Origin of the sequence: Cohnella sp. GCM10020058 (assembly GCF_042683485.1) — a bacterium.
Lineage (GTDB): Bacteria > Bacillota > Bacilli > Paenibacillales > Paenibacillaceae > Cohnella.
Window position 1 is genome coordinate 812,737 of the sequence record NZ_JBHUJV010000001.1, and the last position, 17,692, is coordinate 830,428.

Here is a 17,692-nt window from a genome sequence, read left to right on the forward strand (position 1 = left end):
TTCTTTTGCCTAAAACAGGGTTCGGGAGGGAAATTTGATGATAACAATCAGGAAAAAGAGATTAAGCGCTTGGATGTCGGGCTTGCTGGCCTTTCTGCTGCTGCTCGGCAGCTGGCCGGGCGAGGCGCCGGGCAAGGTGCTGGGCCGGGCGAGCGCGGCGGAGGTTTCGGCGGGAAGTGAAAGCGTTAGCATTGAACTTGGAGATGTGCCGGAGGCGCATGGGATCACTGCCAGGCCCAGGGACGGGGCGCCGGAAGGGCTCGTCACGGGCGAGTCGGGCGGCCGCGCGTACTGGCAAACCAACCGGTCCGCGGACGACGAGAGCAAACGGATTCTGTATTTCTACATGAACGTCGACGACGGCTATTCCGCAAACATGGCGGCATATGACGTCGAAGTGACGGTCGATTACTACGATGCTGGCAACGGCAAGCTCGTGCTGCAGTATGACGCGCAGGGCGACGGCAACGGCTTCAAGGACGCGCCGTTGTTCAGCTATGGCAATACGGGCGCCTGGAAGACGCATACGTTCAAGCTGACCGACGCGGGCTTCGCGAACCGGACGGGAGGGGCGGATTTCCGTCTCGGCATCGAAGGCGGCGGGGCGAGCTGGCAGACGAACGCGGAGCTGAAGCTCGCGAAGGTCGTCGTGACCAAGACGCTTAAGGCGACCGCTTCCGAAGAGGCGAGCGTAACGCTTGGCGAGACGGCAATCGAGCACGGGATCGTCGGCCGCGGCGGGGACAAGGAATCCGGTCTGTTAAAGGGCGCGCTGGACGGCAAGGGCTACTGGAAAACGAATCGCGGTGCGCCGGGCGACCGCACGCTTTATTTGTACATGAACGTGGACGACGGCTATTTGTACGACAATGCGGACAAGGACGTCTATGTGACCGTGGAGTACCTGGACCAGGGCAGCGGGAGCTTCGTGCTGCAGTACGATGCGCTCTCCGCCGCTTTTAAGGAATCGCCGCTGTTCACGTACGGCAACAGCGGACAGTGGAAAACGAAGACGTTTAAGCTGATCGACGCGAAGTTTGCCAACCGGACGAACGGCTCGGACTTCCGCATCGGCATCAGTGGCGGCGGCAATCCGGACAATAATCCGGACCTGACCGTGGCGCGCGTGTCTGTGAAAAAAGTCGCGCGGACGTCGACGGCGACGCAGGCCAAGGTGTACGCTACGCAGTTCGAAACCGCTGACGTCGTGATCGCGGACTTCAGCGTGCTCGACTTCGGCGCGAAGGCCGACGGCGCGAGCGACGATACCGCCGCGTTTCAGGCGGCGCTCGATGCGGCCGGCGGCAACGGGGGCGGCGTTGTGTTCGCGCCTGCAGGCACCTACCGGCTGGACGGCCATTTGAACGTGCCGACCGGCGTGACGCTGCGCGGCGACTGGATCAGTCCGGACGCGGTCGGCGGGCAAGTGAAGGGGACCGTGCTGGCGTCGTACGGCGGACGGGGGCAGGCGGACGGCGAGAGCTTCATCCAGCTGCAGCCGGTGAGCGGCGTCACGAATCTGTCGGTGTGGTATCCCGAGCAGACGCTCTCGGATCCGGCTGTGTACCCGTGGACGTTCGAGCAGCTGCCGGGCGATAGCGCGACGATGGAGAATATCACACTGGTCAACAGCTATGGCGGCATCAAGATCGGACCGGAGTGGAACGAGCTTCATTACGTGAAAAACCTGTACGGCACCGTGCTTCATATGGGCATATTCCTCGACTTCACGACCGATATCGGCAGGCTCGAGGGCATCCGACTGGCGCCTTCCTACTGGGCGGCGTCCGGGCTGGCCGGCGCGCCGGACGTTGGGCAAGCGCGCGCCTATACGACGACGCATGCAGAAGGCATCGTGATGGGCCGCTCGGACTGGGAATACATGTCGGATATCCGCCTGTCGGGCTTCGACAACGGCATGCGGGTGACGACGCGCACCGGCTCCGCCGAGACGGCGAACGCGCAGCTGTACGACGTTCATGTGAGCGACAGCCAGATCGGTCTGAAGATCGAGGGCGTCAACGACTACGGACTGCTGGTGACGAGCAGCAGCTTCGCGGCGGGCGTCGGCGTCGCGCCGGCAGCGATCTATACGACCGCGGGCTTCCATTCGATCGCGCAGTTCCAGGACGTGCAGGTCGACGGGAGCGGCGGGCGCGCGGTCGTCAGCGAGGGCAGCGGCGTGCTGTCGTTCGAAAATGCGGCGTTCGCGAGCTGGGATGACGCGTCCGGCCGATATGCGATCGAGCTCTCCGGCGGGTCGCTCATTCTCGGCCAGTCGAGCTTCGCCAAGGCTGCGAAGCAGGTGAAGCTGGCGGGCGCCGTGCAGTCGCTGAACGCGGTGAATTCGGGCCTGGACGGCAGCCTGCAGGTGACGGACGAGAGTCAGGCTGCGGAGGTTAATGTCACGCAGAACGTCAGTTATGTGATGGAGCGGTTGCCGAGCGAGATCGCGACGGACGCGGCGGAAAGGCCCAAGCCGGCGAGCGGGGAGCTGTTCGATGCTACCGCGCCGCCTTATAACGCGGATCGTGGCGGGATCGTGGATGCCTCTGCCGCGATCCAGCAGGCGCTGGACGCTGCGGGTAACGCGGGTGGCGGCACCGTATACTTGCCGGCGGGCATTTACCGTGTCGATTCGCCGATCTCGGTGCCTACGGGCGTCGAGCTGCGCGGCTCCTGGGACGTGCCGCACCATACGATCGGCGGCGGCACCGCCCTGTTCACCCGCTATGGTCAAGGCGCGCCGGAGGGCGCGACCGCGCTGATCACCTTGAAGGCGTCGGCAGGCGTCCGCGGATTGTCCGTCTACTATGACGAGCAGGACTGGAACAACGTCAAGCCTTACGCCTGGACGATTCGCGGCGAAGGGCACGGGGTTTACGCGATCGATACGACCTTGATCAACGCCTATCAGGGCATCGACTTCGGCACCTACGATACGAGCGGCCATTATATCGATTACGTGGCGGGCTCTCCGCTCATGGAAGGCATCTATCTCGGCGGCGGCGCCGAGGGCGGCATCATGCGCAACGTGCAGTTCAACCCGCATTATTACGGGCGCAACAACTACCCGAACCATCCGTCCACGGACGCCGACTTCGACAAGGTGTGGAGCTATCAAAAGGAACATCTGGATGCGTTCCGTATCGGGCATGTGGAAGGGGAGACGATTTTTAACACGTTCGTCTACGGCTCGCAGTACGGCATCCACTTCGCTGCGGAGAGCGGCGGAGGTCCGGTCGCGACCGTGCTCGGGCACGGCACGGACGGCAGCAAGAAAGGCGTATATCTGGAAGGAGCGGGCGAAGGCGGACTGACGTTCGTCAACACGGAGCTGGTATCGATGAGCTCCACGGACAAGGTTTACATCACGCTGGAGGACGGCTTTGACGCGACCGCGCGGTTTTTCAACACCTCGATGTGGGGAGATACGTCGCGCTCGGTCGATATCCGATCGGGACGGCTGCGGATGCAGCAGAGCAACTTTACGACGGTCGGGGAAAAGGGAATTAACGCGATCGGCGGCGACGTCTCGCTGTACGATTCCTATTTTCAGCAGCCGAGAACGACGCATGTGTATGCGGGGCCGGCTATCGACCGGATGACCATAACGAACAATCTGTTCAAAGGCGGGCTCCAGCTTGTCAACGAGGCTGGCGTCAAGGTCGGCGGCTCCAACCTCGTGCCGGTCGCGCTGCGTCTCGAGAAGACAGCGCTCGATCCGGCTCACAAGGAGCGGACGAACGCGCGGCTCGTGCTGTCCAACGCGACCGATGCGGCGGGGCTGTCCGGCAAGATCGAGCTTGTGCAGCCGTCGGCTTACGCGGGCCTGATGAAGCCGATTCGGTTTGCCGGCATCGCCTACGGCGAAAGCGTCGAGATCGACCTGCCGTATCTGACCGCCGCTTCGCTGAAGTTCAAGGTGACGTTGGACGACGGACGGACGTACCTGTCCTCGGTAAAGCTCGGGCAGACATTTGCCGGGCCGTTCGCTGCAGGGGGATCGGATGCGCCTCGCATCGATGTGTCCGCGCAGGACGAATACGCCGGCGGCGGATGGTCCGGCGCGGCGGATCTGAGTGCCGACGCGGGCGTTGCCTGGGATGACGACAAGCTGTATTTTGATATTGACGTGCGCGACGACGTTCACAACCAAGCTTACGATGGTGTCGATATCTGGCAGGGAGACAGCATCCAGCTCGGCATCGACCTGAATCGGGGTTCCGGTGCGGGGAGCAAGCAGGTGAGCGAACTCGGGTTTGCATTGCGCGACGACGGCAGCGTCGTCAAGTGGCGCTGGAAGGCGCCGGAAGGGCTGAAGACCGGCGCGCTCGGCGCGGGCGTCGAGGCGGCGGTGACGCGCGACGAGGAAGCGGGCGTGACGCATTATGCGATTGCGATCCCGCTCGACCAGCTGCATGGCGCGGGCTATGAGTTTGATCCGCAGGACGCGCTCGGGTTCACGCTGCTTATGAACGAGAACGACGGCAGCGGACGCGAAGGCTACATGGAATACAACCAGGGCATCGGCGCGAGCAAGGACTTTACGCTGTTCGGCGACCTGTATTTGCTGGACGGCAGCTTCCTGGATTGGTCGCTCGCCTCCGCGCAGGCGGCCGTCGCTGCGGCGAAGCTGGAGAAGAGCGATACGTCGATCGATGCGGCGCGAAATTTTGTGGCGCTGCTGCCGGAGAGCGCGGACAGGACGGCGCTTGCGGCGGCGCTGGATACGTTGGAGGAGGGCGGCGGGGGACCGACAACATCTCCTGCGCCTTCGCCGACACCAACGCCAACGCCGACGCCGGTAAAAAATGGGGCCACGCCAACGCCGGCTGCCGGGACCGTGACGCTTAAGCCCGCAGCCTCGCTAGATGCGGCCAGCGGTCTCGTGCGGGCTTCGGTCGGAGAGGGCGAGCTTGCCCAGGCTTACGGCAAGGATGGCGTTAAGTGGGTTAAGATCGAATTGTCTGGCGTGGCCGGGGTGTCCGGATATGCGATCGAGCTGCCTGCGAGTACGCTTGCGGGCGGAAGGGACGACCGCCGGATCGAACTGTCGACGCCGCTCGGCTCCGTCGTTGCGACCGGTGCCATGCTGAGCGATGCCGGCTTGGTCAGCGTCGTAGGAGGAAAGGTGACGTTGGTCGTGCGGGCAGCCGATCGGAAGGCCTGGGACGGAGAGCTTGTGACGCTCGTCGGCGATCGTCCTGCCATCGACGTGTCATTGACGTCGGGCGGCGTCCCGATCAAGTGGAGCAATGAAAAGTCGCCGGTCGTCGTATCCGTGCCCTACACAGCGACGTCGAATGAAGCGGCCCATCCGGAAAAGCTGACGATCCGCTACATCGACGCGCAAGGAACGGCGCATCCGGTCGTCAGCGGACGCTATGACGCGGCGCGGGGCGTCGTGACCTTCCGGACGGCGCATTTCAGTCTGTATGCGGTAGCCTATGTCGACCGCCGCTTCAATGATCTCGGCAAGGTCGAATGGGCGCGCGAAGCCGTCGAAGCGCTGGCTGCACGCGGCATCGCGGAGGGGCGCGACGACGCAAGTTATGACCCGAGCGCACCGGTTAGCCGGGCCGACTTGCTTCTGCTGCTCGTGCGGCTGCTCGAGCTGAATGCGGACGCAGGCGCGGCTGGCGGATCCGCCGCGTTCGCGGACGTGGCGGCCGGCGCGTACTACGCCGACGCGGTGCGCGTCGGCGCGGCGCTCGGCATCGCCGGCGGCTCCGGCGACGGCCGGTTCCGGCCAAGCGATGCCGTCAGCCGCCAGGAAGCGGCGTCGCTGATCGCCCGCGCGCTTCGCGGCGCGGGTGCGGGGCTGCCCGAGGGCGACGCCGCGGCGCTCGCAGCGTTCGCCGATGCATCTGCGGCGGCCGCGTACGCGAGGCCCGATCTCGCAGCGCTCGTCGGCGCCGGCCTGCTGCAGGGCGCCGGCGGCAAGCTGCGGCCGCAGGGCCAGCTGACCCGCGCGGAGGCGGCCGTACTATTGTACCGCGTCTACGAGCGCGGACAATAAAAAAAGGATGGTGCATCGCCTGCCGTAGTGCAGGCGATGTACCAAATCCCGCGCGCACCGGTCCAATCGCCTGCCCCGTAGTGCAGGCGATGCCCCGAATCCCGCGCGTAGCAGGCCAATCGCCTCTCATATAGCAGGCGATGCACCAAATCCCGCGCGCACCGGACCAATCGCCTCTCGTATAGCAGGCGATGCCCCGAATCCCGCGCGTGGCGGGCCAATCGCCTCTCATATAGCAGGCGATGCCCCAAATCCCGCGCGTGGCGGGCCAATCGCCTCTCGTATAGCAGGCGATGCCCCGAATCCCGCGCGTGGCGGGCCAATCGCCTCTCATATAGCAGGCGATGCCCCGAATCCCGCGCGTAGCAGGCCAATCGCCTCTCATATAGCAGGCGATGCACCAAATCCGCGGCGGTTCGTTGCAAACTAAGCGCGCGTACGGAAATGGCGCTTCTCGGATGTGTGCCGGCCAAAAAACCTGCATTTGTACATTTATTTTTCTGTTGAAAGGCGACTGTTAACGAAATAAATGCAATATGCAGGTAAAAATGAACAAATTACCTGTAATACAGATAATTCAGTAAAAAGCCTGCATATTCGCATCTATTCTATCTAAACGTTAGCTATGGCTGGAAATAGATGTACGTTTGCAGGAATTTTAGCGCAATCAAGCCGCAACGTGTGTGCCGTATAGACCAACAATCGAGTTCGCTCTAGCATGCGCCATCCGATAAAGTTTCCAAGACCCTCCAAACCCAAAGAGACCGTCAGGGCGATTTTCCCTGACGGTTTTACTATATTGGTACACCGCTCACTGCGATGCCAAGCACCGCTCACCGCGATGCCAAGCACCGCTCACCGCGATGCCAAGCACCGCTCACCGCGATGCCAAGCACCGCTCACCGCGATGCCAAGCACCACTCATCGCGAAGCCGCCGCCACCGTGCCCAGCGCCTCTAGCATCGCAGTCCGCCAGCTCGCATACGCAGCGTACGCCTCGCCACCGTCGAGCAGCGCCTTGCAGGCGTACAGCCCTTGCTCGACCGAGTCTGCTTTGCCCGCCAGATGCAGCCGGACGGCGCCGTTGAACAGCACCTGGTTCGTGTACGCCAGATCGGCTTCTCCCTGCAGTACCGCTTCCACGACGGCCAGTTGATCGGCTGGCGTCCATGTGCGTTCGGGCGGCTTCGCCTCGATGCCGTACGTCTCCGGATCGAAGATCTGCAGATAGAACTCGCCATTTTCCACCAGATAGGCCCGGGTCGGACGGTTGATGTGCAGATCCTCGGAACCTTCGGCACCCTGCACGATGAGCGCCTTCTCATATCCGAGCTTGATGAATAGCCTGGCCAGCCTGTCGAAAACTCCGAACTGCAGTGTCCAATGAATCTCTGTCGGCAGCATCGACGCGCCAAGCACGCCGTTGGCCATTACACCGTCCTCGCAGGCTTCTACGGATAGCGTCGCGGTCGCCTCGCTGCACCCCCACAGGATCGGCACGACTTTCCAATCGAGGACGCGGCGGCTCCACGTTTCAATTTGAGGAATGGGCAGATCGAGGCGCTTATGGTCGAACACGCGCTCGGCGGCCGGACGGTCGTACGGCTCAAGGGCGGCGATCCCTTCGTCTTCGGCAGGGGAGGCGAGGAGGCGCTGGCGCTCGCGGAGCACGGCATCCCCTGCGAGATCGTGCCCGGCGTGACGACGGCGAACGGCGCTGCTGCCGCGAGCCGGATCCCGCTCACGCATCGCGACCTGGCCGCGTCGTTCGCCGTCGTCACGGGCAACCGCTGCCGGGAGGACGCGCCGCCGGTTCGTTGGGACCTGCTGGCGCATGGCGTCGATACGCTCGTCGTCTATATGGGCATCGGACGTCTCGAGGAGGTTCGGACGACACTGCTTCTCCACGGCAAGCCGCCTTCTACGCCGGTTGCGCTGATCGAACGGGGCATGACCGACCGCCAGCGCGTCGTGACGGGGGCGCTTGAGCACATTCACAAGCTCGCCGAAGTGATGAAAATCGGCAATCCCGCGCTAATCGTCATCGGCGAAGTCGTGCTGGTGCGGGAGCAGCTCCTGCTGCTGGAGGCTCAGGCAAGGCTCGCGATCGGGTAGGGAGCGGCAGATTTATATAGCAGAACGCTACGATTTGCAGACGAGGCGAACCTGGCGCTTCGTTTTTCTGTTTTCGCAGCCGTCGGGAATCGGATAAGATCGCCGAGTTAAGTTTGTCATCGTCTCATTAAGCCCGGCGTACATGTGAAGTAGAATGAGGCTGACATGGGCGAACTGAAGGAGGCGAGCGGACAAATGGCAAAAATCACCGGCGTGACGTGCATACGGACGAGGAAAAACGGGACATGGACGATCGTAAAAGTAACGACGGACCAGGATGGCCTGTACGGCCTGGGCTCGGCAACCGACCTTTACAATCCGGAAGCGGTCGTGCAGATCGTCGAGCAGCTGCTCGGGCCGCTATTGATCGGGCGCGATGCGGCCAACATCGAAGACTTGTGGCAGCTTATGCACCATAGCGGCTACTGGCGCAGCGGTGCGCTGCTGAACACCGCGATCGGCGGCATCGACATGGCGCTCTGGGATATTAAAGGCAAGAAGGCCGGACTTCCCGTGTATCAGCTGCTCGGCGGCGCTGCCCGATCTGCCGTTCCCTGCTACGGTCACGCGGGAGGCCGGGACGCCGCGGAGCTCAAGGAGGACGTCGCCCGTTTTATCGAGGAAGGCTATACGGTGCTGCGCGTCCAGATGGGCGGCTACGGCGGAGGGGGCTTCATCGGCACGGATCGCGCCAATGTACCCCGCGGCGCCGATACGTCCGGCCACGTATTCGACGAGCATTTGTACGTGAACGCGATCCCGGCCATGTTCGAAGCGCTAAGAGTCGCGTTTGGAGACGAGGTCCAGTTTACGCACGACGTTCACGAGCATTTATCCCCGATTCAGGCGGTGCGTCTGGCGCGGCGGCTCGAACCGTACGGCCTGTTTTTTCTCGAAGACGCGCTGCCGCCCGACCAGGCCGGCTGGTACCGGCAGCTCCGGCAGCAATGCGCGACCCCGCAAGCCGTGGGCGAGCTGTTCACGAACCCGCAGGAATGGGTGCCGCTCATCTCGGAGCGGCTGATCGACTTCATCCGCGTTCGCGTGTCCAAGGCCGGCGGCATCAGCGCATGCCGCAAGATCGCGGCGCTGGCCGAAGCGTTCGGCGTACGAACGGCCTGGCAGGAGGGCGGAGAGAACGATCCGGTCAACCAGGCGGCCGCGGTGCATTTGGACATGGCGGTCTGGAACTTCGGCATTCAGGAGGTCAATCACTTCCGGCCGGAAGAGCTGGCCGCATTTCCGGGACATATCGAGCGGGTGGGCGGCTATCTGTATCCGTCATCCAAGCCGGGGCTCGGAATCGACATCGACGAGACGCTGGCCGCCGCGCTGACAGGCGAGGGCTGGTCGCGTCATCGTTACCATTCGCCGTACCCGCTGGACCGCAAAGCCGACGGCACGATCGTCCGGCCATGAGAGAGGAGCGAGCAAGCATGCGTACGATCGCCGTTACCGGCGGCAGCGGCAAGCTGGGACGTTACGTTATCGAGGAGCTGCGCCGGCAAGGCTACCAAGCCGTATCGCTCGATCACCGCATCGCCGAAGGGCTTCCCTGCAGGCAGGTCCGCGTTGATATGAGCGATCTCGGACAAGTGGCGGGCGGGCTGAAGGGCGCGGATGCGGTCATTCATCTGGCGGCGATTCCCGCGCCGCTCGGCTATCCGCATCAGACGATTTTTGCGAATAACGTACTCGGGAGCTTTAATGTGCTGGAGGCGGCGGACCTGCTCGGCATCCGGCGGATTGTGATGGGTTCGAGTACGTCCTGCTACGGATTCGCGTGGGCGTCCAAGCCTTTTTCACCTGTATACTTCCCCGTAGACGAGACGCATCCGCAGCTTCCCCAGGAAGGTTACGGGCTGTCCAAGATCGTGGGGGAATTGACGTCGGACATGTTCGCGCGCAGAAGCGGCCTTACGACCGCGAACCTGCGCTTCTCGCTGATCGCGGCGCCAGAGGAATACGGGCGACTGGCGGAGGACGCGCGACATCCCGAGCGGTTGAGCAAAATCTTGTGGAGCTATATCGACATTCGGGATGCGGCGTCCGCCTGCGCGGCGGCATTGACGGCGCGGCTGGAAGGCGGTTCGATAGCGCTGAACATTACGGGAGACGAAGCCCTGAGCGAGCGGGATACGTCTGTCTTGATCGCTGAGCATTACCCGGAGGTGGCGGACATTCGCGCGGATCTCAGCGGGACGGCGCCCCTGTTTTCCAACGCGCTTGCCAAGGAGACGCTGAACTGGCGGCCGATCTACAAGTGGCGTTGATTGAAACGTCGGGGCTGTGAGGGATTCGCGTTCTCGTATAAGCGAGAGCGGCCAAAAAAGCATCGATACGAGTGCCTGGATCGGAGGCGCTGGCGTCGATGTTTTTTCGTGTGCGGATTTTCCTGCCGATGACCGCCGCTGTTCCGACGTCTGAAACGCCTGCCATCAACAGCAGATGGAAATCCTTCTTCGGCAGCGCGCAGAACCTGTTCCATCTACGACCTGCCGTTATTGCGTGCTGCGGGATTGACCGATCCGTTTTCGTTCGATATATTTAAGGCACTAAATTAGTAATTTAGTAAATTACTAAATTGCAAAAGGAGGATTGACTTGTGAAAATTCCGACCTCGCTTAAGCACAAGCCTGTCATTATATCGGACAATTACGAAAACGTGGACGGCCGTTACGCCGGACATACGGATGCCAAGGGGCTCTCGCTCGGCCTTGCGCAGTGGAACGACCGCGGAAAGGTCGACATCTCGGCGAAGGTGTGGCGGTACACAGGGGAAAAGTGGTCCCGGCAATCGGAGGAGTTGCCGCTTCACCGCGTGCTTGACCTTGCGATACTGGTCGCGCGCAGTCTCGGTCATTTCCGCGAATCCTACCGCCACGAAGAGCTGTACGATCCGGCGAATCCGGTCATCGATCGGATCGGTCTGCAGGGAGATGCCATGACGGTGGCGGTATGCACGGACAACGAGCGTATACGCGAGGACATCAAGCTGTTCGGCGCCGCGCTCGAAGGGGACGGCGAACTGATCGGCGAACGGCTGCAGACGCTGTCGCGCATTTTAAAGGAAATGGGGTACTGACGATGGACAAACAGCGCAAAAAACAGCTGGCAGAAACCTACACGCAGTCCTTTCGCGTAATGGGCGTTTATCAGATCCGCAATACGGAAAATGGAAAGGTGCTGGTCCGATCTTCGATGGATCTGGACGGCGCCCGCAACCGTTTTGAATTCATGAAGCAGATGAACAATCATATTTTGCCTGAACTGAAGGCCGACTGGGACCGTTATGGGGGCAAGATATTCGAGTTTTCGGAGCTGGATCGGATCAAGCCGAAGGAGGAGACGGTAACGGATCGCGCCGAGCTGAAAAAATATCAGGAAGAGGTGGATGCGCTCGCCGAGCTGTGGGTCGAAAAGCTGCAGCCATACGGCGACAGCGGTTATCACAAGCCGAAGAGCTAACCTCCGCTCATATAGTTATCAAATAAAAATGATCATTTGACAACTAAATGGGATCGTGCTACTTTATAGTTATCATATGATAATTATAAGGGGTGCGGTCATGAAGCTGCTGGTCATCTATGTCCATCCGAATCACCGGAGCTTAAATTATGCTTTTTTGCAGGAAATCGTGCGCGGGAGCGAGGAGAACGCTGCGATCGAAGAGGTCGAGATACTCGATCTGTATGCGGAGGGCTTCGACCCGGTGCTCGTATTCAACGAGGAAAAACGGAGAAGGGATATGCACGCCGATCCCGAGCTCGAGCGCCACCGGGAGCAGATCAAGCGGGCCGACAAGCTCGTCTTCGTCTATCCGATCTGGTGGGGGAGACCGCCCGCGATGCTGCTGGGCTATATCGACCGGATGTTCGCTTCGGGGTTCGCCTACAAGGACAACGGCAAGCTGCTGCCGGAAGGCTTGCTGAAGGGCAAGACCGCCGTATGCGTATCGACGATGAAGGGACCGGCGGGCTATATGCTGCTCTGGCTGTACAATGCGCACAAGACGCTTATGCGCAAGGCGCTGCTGCGGTACGTCGGCTTCGGGAAGGTGAAGTTTTTCGAGTTCGGCAGCATGGAAAGTCCGCGGGGCAAACATAAGGAGAAGCTGGCGAAGGTGTACCGCTACTTCAGGACGACGACCGCCTAATCGCGGCTGATCGCATAAAAAAAGAGGCCGGCAGCGGCCTCTTTTATTTGAAGAAAAGGAAATTCGTCGCCAGGCGCCGGAGCTGCCCGTCGGACGGACTGTTAACGACTCTGCCTTTAAATATCATAGTGGAAGAGCCGCCGCCGTCCAGATTGTAGCCGTCGATCGTTCCGAAGCGGGAGAGCAGAATCTGCAGCTCCTCGAGCGTGGCGCCGGAGCTGCCGTCCTCGCCCCGTCCGTCGACGACGATCATCAGGATCTGATTGTCCTTATAATTGGCGATGACCGTGCGCGGCGCGCGAAGCGGGCTCGTCCGCCACTTGGCGGGAATCGGCAAATTCACGCCTTTCTTGCGGAGCACGGGCACGAACGAAGCGCCGAACTTCGGCTTTTCCTTGTCCAGCTGGGCTTTGTCGCTGTATTTGCCGCCGATCAGCTTCAGATCCTCGTTCAAACCGACGAAAAAAAGATCGTTGAAGCTCGGCTCGAAGCCGGTGACGTACTCGCCGCCGACGACGGTCGTGCTGAGCGGATACCGCTTGCCTCCCTGGTCCGCGAAGCCCCCGGCATTGACGCCCGCGATCGCCCCGGTCCGCTTGACGGCCGCAAGCGTCGTCTCGGAGCTGCCCGGGTTGTTGCCGGCCAGCGACATCGACATCGCTTTGTCGTTCTTGAGCTTGACCTTAAGCGCGTAGCCGCTGAAATACTGCGCGCGAATCGTGTAAAGCTGAGCCGTCAAATTATCCGATTGCACGGAGTCGCGCGGATAGCCGAGCTTGATGGAGATGCGCCTGTCGTAGATGGCTGCGGGCCGTCCGACCTGCGCCTTGGCAGTGGACATCATCGCGCTCATGCTCATATTCGTCTTGGTGTACAGCTCGGATACGCGCTTGATGGAGGCCGATATGTCCTTGGCGATGACGCCCGCCTTGTCCAACGATTCGATCTGTGGCTCCGCGTAGCCGGAGAGCGAAGGCTCGGGCGTCTGCACGGCAGGCCCGATGTCTGGCGCATCCGGCTTGACGCCGGCCGCGAACAGCCAGATCAGCATGCCGAGAAAAGGCGCGCAGGCGAGCAGCACGGTTCGATTCATCTGCTGGACGCCCGTTCTCATTTAAGCACGTCCAGTTCTTTTTTCAGCTGGTCCAGCTGCTTTTTCAGTTCGCTGATCTGCGTATACAACTTGTTGCTGTTATCTGTCTTGTCGCTGGCGTTGTCCTGCGTGAAGGTGAGCAGCTCGTTCAGCGCGTCGACCTTCGACGAGAGCTGCGCCATCTGAGCTGCATAATCGCTCTCCAGCTTGTCCAATCTGACGCGATAATCCTGCTGCATAGCCGCAATCTGGGCCGCGGTCTCTTGCTGCAGCTGAGCGGATACCTGCTCACGCTGCTGTCCCGTGTACCAGACCGTGCTCGCGACGCCTGCGCCGATCAGGAACAGCCATAAACAAATGAACGGCACGACGGATTTTCTCGCCGCTCTCCTCGGGGGTCTTTCCATGCTGCCGATCTGCGCGCTCGTGTCCGTCAGAGGGGAAGAATTCATCATTGCAGTTTGTCACCTCGTAATTCGGCCATACCGATATTGAATGTCCATTGTAGCATAACACGATAAAATTTGGGCAAACTATACTGTTTTTTTACCTTCGGATGGATAAAAAAGAAACGTCATACAGCTCTTATCCTCGGGATGACACGACCTGATGCAGCCTGCGTGCGACGCCACACGGCCTGTGTTATACTGTATATACCATATACAATTATTCGGAGGAAAAGGGGCGCGGGCCATGAGCGGCAACGACAAGATCGACGATACCGGGGTGAGCAGTTTGCCGCACGGCGCACAGCTTGCCTGGGGATTGGTGAAGCCGTCGACGAGAGGCCCGAAGGGCGAGCTTAGCGTCGACAAGATCGTGGAGGCCGCAGTCGGTATCGCGGACCGAGAAGGACTGTCGGCGGTGTCGATGAACCGGGTGGCGAGCTCGCTTGGATTTACGACGATGTCGCTGTACCGGTACATCAAGAGCAAAGACGATTTGCTGATGCTCATGACGGAAGCCGTTTGCGATATAGAGATTCCGGAGGCGAGCGAAGGAAGCGGGTGGCGGGAGCGGCTTAGAGAATACGTGGAGACGTGCATCCGGCTCATGCGCGCGCATCCGTGGTTTACGGATGTCCCGATCATGGGCGTGCCGATTACGCCGAACAACCTGAAGATGGTGGATTGGCCGCTGCGCATACTTCGGGATCTGCCGCTTAGCGAATACGAGAAAATGTCCACCGTGCTGCTGATTAGCGGGTATTCCCGATTTTACGGCGTCGTGATGCGGGATATGGACCGGGCGATCGAGGGGGGCGCGAACCCGGACAGCTTTTCCGGACTCCTGTATGGCGGGGCGCTGAGACAGCTGGTCACGCCGGAGCGGTATCCGGACCTGTATCCGATTGTGGCGGCAGGCGTCTATACAGAAGACGATGGCAACAAGAGCGAGGCGCAGAACGACTTCGATTTCGGGCTGGAGCGCATTCTCGACGGCATCGAGCTGCACATTTCCCGGGCTACGTCTTAAATGAAGAAAATGAAGAGCATGGCCATGGTCGCATCGACCTCGGACATGCTCTTTTTGTTTTTCTGGAGGAAAAAGAAAAGCCGAAAAGCGCGAGGCTCTCCGGCTGACTATGACGATTGACCGATTATCGGCGTCCTGCGCGCTTGCGGAAGGCGATGCCGCACCAGACGAGCGCGATCAGGATGAGTCCCGCGCACCATGCGGCGCCGATCCAGGCATGATCTCCGATCGGCGTGCCGAGCAGCAGCCCGCGGATCGTCTCGATGAGCGGCGTGATCGGCTGATGGCTCGCGACGCCGCGCAGCCAATGCGGCATCGTGTCGATCGGCACGAACGCACTTGAGAGGTAAGGGAGGAAGAGCAGGATAAAGCCGTAGCCGCTCGCGGCCGAAGGGCTGCCGGCCACGAGGCCGATGGCGGCATAGAGCCAGGTGAGCGTGAGGATAAACAGGACGATGACGCCGAGCGCGGCAAGCCATTCGAGGAAGGAGCCGTTCGGCCTGAAGCCGACGAGCAGCGCTACGCCGATGACGACGCCCGTCGCGACCAGGTTGCGCGCGAGACTCGCGGCGACATGGCCGGTGACGACCGACAGGCTCCGGATCGGCATCGTGCGGAATCGGTCGATGATGCCGTTCGTCATGTCCGTGGACACGTCGACCGCCGTCGTCGCCGCGCCGTATCCTGCGCACAGCAGGATGATGCCCGGCACGACATAGTTGGCGTAGTCGCCTCCCGGCGCGATCGCGCCGCCGAATACGTATGTGAACAGCAGCATGAGCATGACGGGGAGGATGATGGACATCATGAGCGATTCGGTATTGCGAAGGCTGAGGGTCAGGCTGCGGCGGATAAAGACGGCATTGGTCGCGGCGAAAGAGGGCGGGGCAAGCGGGGAGAGAGACTTGTTCACGATACGGACACCTCCGAAGATGGATGAGTTAACGCAATAAACACATCGTCCATGCTCGGCCTGCGGATCGTCACTTGCGTATCCGGGGGCAAGGAAGCCGAGAGGCCGCTCAGGATGCATGCGATATCCTGCGCCGACCCGGACGTCGCGACCGTGCGGCTCCACTGCTCCCGTTCGTTCGTCAACTCGATGACCTCGCCGCCTATGCGGGATTTTAATTCTGCTGCCGTGCCCTCGGCGACGATGCGGCCGCCGTTAATGACGCCGATCCGATCGGCGAGCTGATCCGCTTCCTCCAGATACTGCGTCGTCAGGAAAATGGTCATTCCCGACGCCTTCAGCCGCTCGATAATATCCCACAGCGCGCGTCGGCTGACGGTGTCCAGTCCGGTCGTCGGCTCGTCGAGGAACAGTACCGGCCGGCTGGCCACGAGACTGATCGCCAGGTCGACCCGTCTGCGCATCCCGCCCGAGTACGTTTTGACCCGCTTGCGGGCCGCCCCGGTCAGATCGAACTGCAGCAGCAGCTCGGACGTCCGCCGCCTGGATTCGGCAGTTTTCATACCCGAAAGCCTGCACATCATCTGCAGATTCTCTTCAGCCGTCAGCATCTCGTCGACGGCGGCGAACTGTCCCGTCAGGCTGATCGACTGCTTGACCTTGCCGCTCTCCGCTGCCACGTCATACCCTGCGATCCGCGCGCTGCCGCCGTCCGCCGCCACGAGCGTCGTCAGGATGTTGATGAGCGTCGTCTTGCCGGCGCCGTTGGGTCCGAGCAACGCGTAGATCTGGCCTTCGGGAACGGAGATGTCCACACCGCCGAGCACCATTTGTTCGCCGAAGCTCTTGCGCAAGTCCTTTACTTCGATCGCGAATTTCATGTTGGAAGCTCCTCTCTCGTTTTTGTTTAACTGTTTATTATATACACAGTATATTGTATAAACAGTATATATGCAACACGGTTTTTAATTATTCTTCATTTCGTTGGCGAGATGCCGGTATATCGCTATAATTGGGAGATAAACGAAACCGGAAAGAGTGATTATCTTCATGCAAGCGGAACAATCCAAACCTTATCGCGAACGCAATATCGTATTGGTGGGATTCATGGGCGCGGGGAAGACGACGGTGGGCAAGTTGCTCGCGGCCAAGCTTTCCCGCGAATTCATCGACGTGGACGAGCTCATCTCGACGGAGCGGGGGATGCCGGTTACCGAGATCTTCGGGACATTGGGCGAAGCGGCGTTTCGCCGGATGGAAAAAGAGTATATTAGCGAGCTGTGCCTTCAGAAGCGAGACGCCGTTCTGTCGCTTGGGGGCGGAGCCTTCCTGCAAGAAGAGATCCGCGATCTGTGCATGGCGAACGCGGCCGTCATTTTGATGGGTATACCTTGGGAGCAGTGGAAGGCGAGATTGCCACTGATCCGCGACACCAGGCCGATCCTGCAGAACAAGACGGACGAAGAGATCAAGGCGCTCTACGATTCGCGCCAGGCCATCTACGAGCGGCATCACTGCAAGGTGGACGCAGGCAGCCAGACGCCGGAGGCAGCCGCGCAGGCCATGATCGATTGGCTGGAAGCGCAGAAATAAACTGAAAAAGCGCTGCCGGGCATTTTGTGCCTGGGCAGCGCTTTTTAGGCATCCTTTCCTTCCTGATTCGGGCGGCGGCAAAATGGGGACCGGTCAAGCGCGCTTTTGGCGTGCGGGCGTTTTTCGGAAGTTTGACGGATCGAAAAACCTGCATTTGAAGTCAATTTCATAATTAATTTGGTCATGGAGCCAAGCGTGAGGCCAATGTTGGGGAAGTCCTTTTTTTTGAGGTTAAGCGGCTGGTTTTGCTTCGCGGATGCGCTTGTTTAATTTATCTATTGCAAGTTTGCATACATTGTATGTGAGACAACTTAAGTCCATATC

At 60.8% G+C, this 17,692-nt stretch carries 14 protein-coding genes; 9 read left to right on the forward strand and 5 right to left on the reverse strand.

The annotated features are described in order from the left end of the window. Window positions 1–37 precede the first annotated feature (37 nt). On the forward strand, window positions 38–6,022 hold the full coding sequence (locus ACFSR7_RS03185) for an S-layer homology domain-containing protein (protein ID WP_378159019.1): 5,985 nt from the start codon (window positions 38–40) through the stop codon (window positions 6,020–6,022). Between the two features lie 921 nt (window positions 6,023–6,943). Here ACFSR7_RS03185 and ACFSR7_RS03190 read toward each other — a convergent pair. Next, entirely contained in the window at window positions 6,944–7,600 is a 657-nt protein-coding gene (locus ACFSR7_RS03190; protein WP_378159020.1) for a hypothetical protein, read from the reverse strand. On the opposite strand from ACFSR7_RS03190, the gene cobA reads away from it, so the two are divergent. The 6 genes from cobA to ACFSR7_RS03220 all read left to right on the forward strand — a co-directional run bounded on the left by cobA (window position 7,589) and on the right by ACFSR7_RS03220 (window position 12,293). Next, window positions 7,589–8,137 (forward strand): uroporphyrinogen-III C-methyltransferase, encoded by a 549-nt coding sequence (gene cobA / locus ACFSR7_RS03195; protein ID WP_378159021.1) that lies wholly within the window; start codon window positions 7,589–7,591, stop codon window positions 8,135–8,137. The genes ACFSR7_RS03190 and cobA overlap by 12 nt on opposite strands. A 195-nt stretch (window positions 8,138–8,332) precedes the next feature. Next, complete coding sequence (locus ACFSR7_RS03200; protein ID WP_378159022.1) at window positions 8,333–9,556, forward strand: enolase C-terminal domain-like protein; 1,224 nt, start codon at window positions 8,333–8,335, stop codon at window positions 9,554–9,556. Window positions 9,557–9,573: 17 nt separating this feature from the next. After that, entirely contained in the window at window positions 9,574–10,410 is an 837-nt protein-coding gene (locus ACFSR7_RS03205; RefSeq protein WP_378159023.1) for an NAD-dependent epimerase/dehydratase family protein, read from the forward strand. 332 nt (window positions 10,411–10,742) lie between these two features. Further along, a complete protein-coding gene (locus tag ACFSR7_RS03210; protein ID WP_378159024.1) occupies window positions 10,743–11,222 on the forward strand; it encodes a DUF6530 family protein in 480 nt (159 codons plus the stop codon). A gap of 2 nt (window positions 11,223–11,224) precedes the next feature. Further along, window positions 11,225–11,605: a GIY-YIG nuclease family protein gene (locus ACFSR7_RS03215; protein ID WP_378159025.1), complete on the forward strand. Its 381-nt coding sequence runs from the start codon at window positions 11,225–11,227 to the stop codon at window positions 11,603–11,605. Window positions 11,606–11,705: 100 nt separating this feature from the next. Next, on the forward strand, window positions 11,706–12,293 hold the full coding sequence (locus tag ACFSR7_RS03220) for an NAD(P)H-dependent oxidoreductase (protein ID WP_378159026.1): 588 nt from the start codon (window positions 11,706–11,708) through the stop codon (window positions 12,291–12,293). Between the two features lie 43 nt (window positions 12,294–12,336). Here the strand turns inward: ACFSR7_RS03220 and ACFSR7_RS03225 are convergent, their stop codons facing one another. Both ACFSR7_RS03225 and ACFSR7_RS03230 read right to left on the reverse strand, forming a co-directional pair. After that, window positions 12,337–13,407 (reverse strand): phosphodiester glycosidase family protein, encoded by a 1,071-nt coding sequence (locus ACFSR7_RS03225; protein WP_378159027.1) that lies wholly within the window; start codon window positions 13,405–13,407, stop codon window positions 12,337–12,339. Further along, window positions 13,404–13,841, reverse strand: coding sequence for a hypothetical protein (locus ACFSR7_RS03230; RefSeq protein WP_378159028.1), 438 nt, complete (start codon window positions 13,839–13,841; stop codon window positions 13,404–13,406). Before ACFSR7_RS03230 ends, ACFSR7_RS03225 begins: the two co-directional genes overlap by 4 nt. 238 nt (window positions 13,842–14,079) lie before the next feature. On the opposite strand from ACFSR7_RS03230, the gene ACFSR7_RS03235 reads away from it, so the two are divergent. Beyond that, window positions 14,080–14,862: a TetR/AcrR family transcriptional regulator gene (locus ACFSR7_RS03235; protein ID WP_378159029.1), complete on the forward strand. Its 783-nt coding sequence runs from the start codon at window positions 14,080–14,082 to the stop codon at window positions 14,860–14,862. Between the two features lie 124 nt (window positions 14,863–14,986). On the opposite strand, the gene ACFSR7_RS03240 is transcribed toward ACFSR7_RS03235, so the two are convergent. After that, entirely contained in the window at window positions 14,987–15,775 is a 789-nt protein-coding gene (locus ACFSR7_RS03240) for an ABC transporter permease (protein WP_378159030.1), read from the reverse strand. Next, window positions 15,772–16,656, reverse strand: coding sequence for an ATP-binding cassette domain-containing protein (locus ACFSR7_RS03245; RefSeq protein WP_378159031.1), 885 nt, complete (start codon window positions 16,654–16,656; stop codon window positions 15,772–15,774). Before ACFSR7_RS03245 ends, ACFSR7_RS03240 begins: the two co-directional genes overlap by 4 nt. A 169-nt stretch (window positions 16,657–16,825) precedes the next feature. Between ACFSR7_RS03245 and ACFSR7_RS03250 the strand changes: the two genes are divergently transcribed. Next, window positions 16,826–17,368, forward strand: coding sequence for a shikimate kinase (locus ACFSR7_RS03250; protein ID WP_378159032.1), 543 nt, complete (start codon window positions 16,826–16,828; stop codon window positions 17,366–17,368). Window positions 17,369–17,692: the final 324 nt, after the last annotated feature.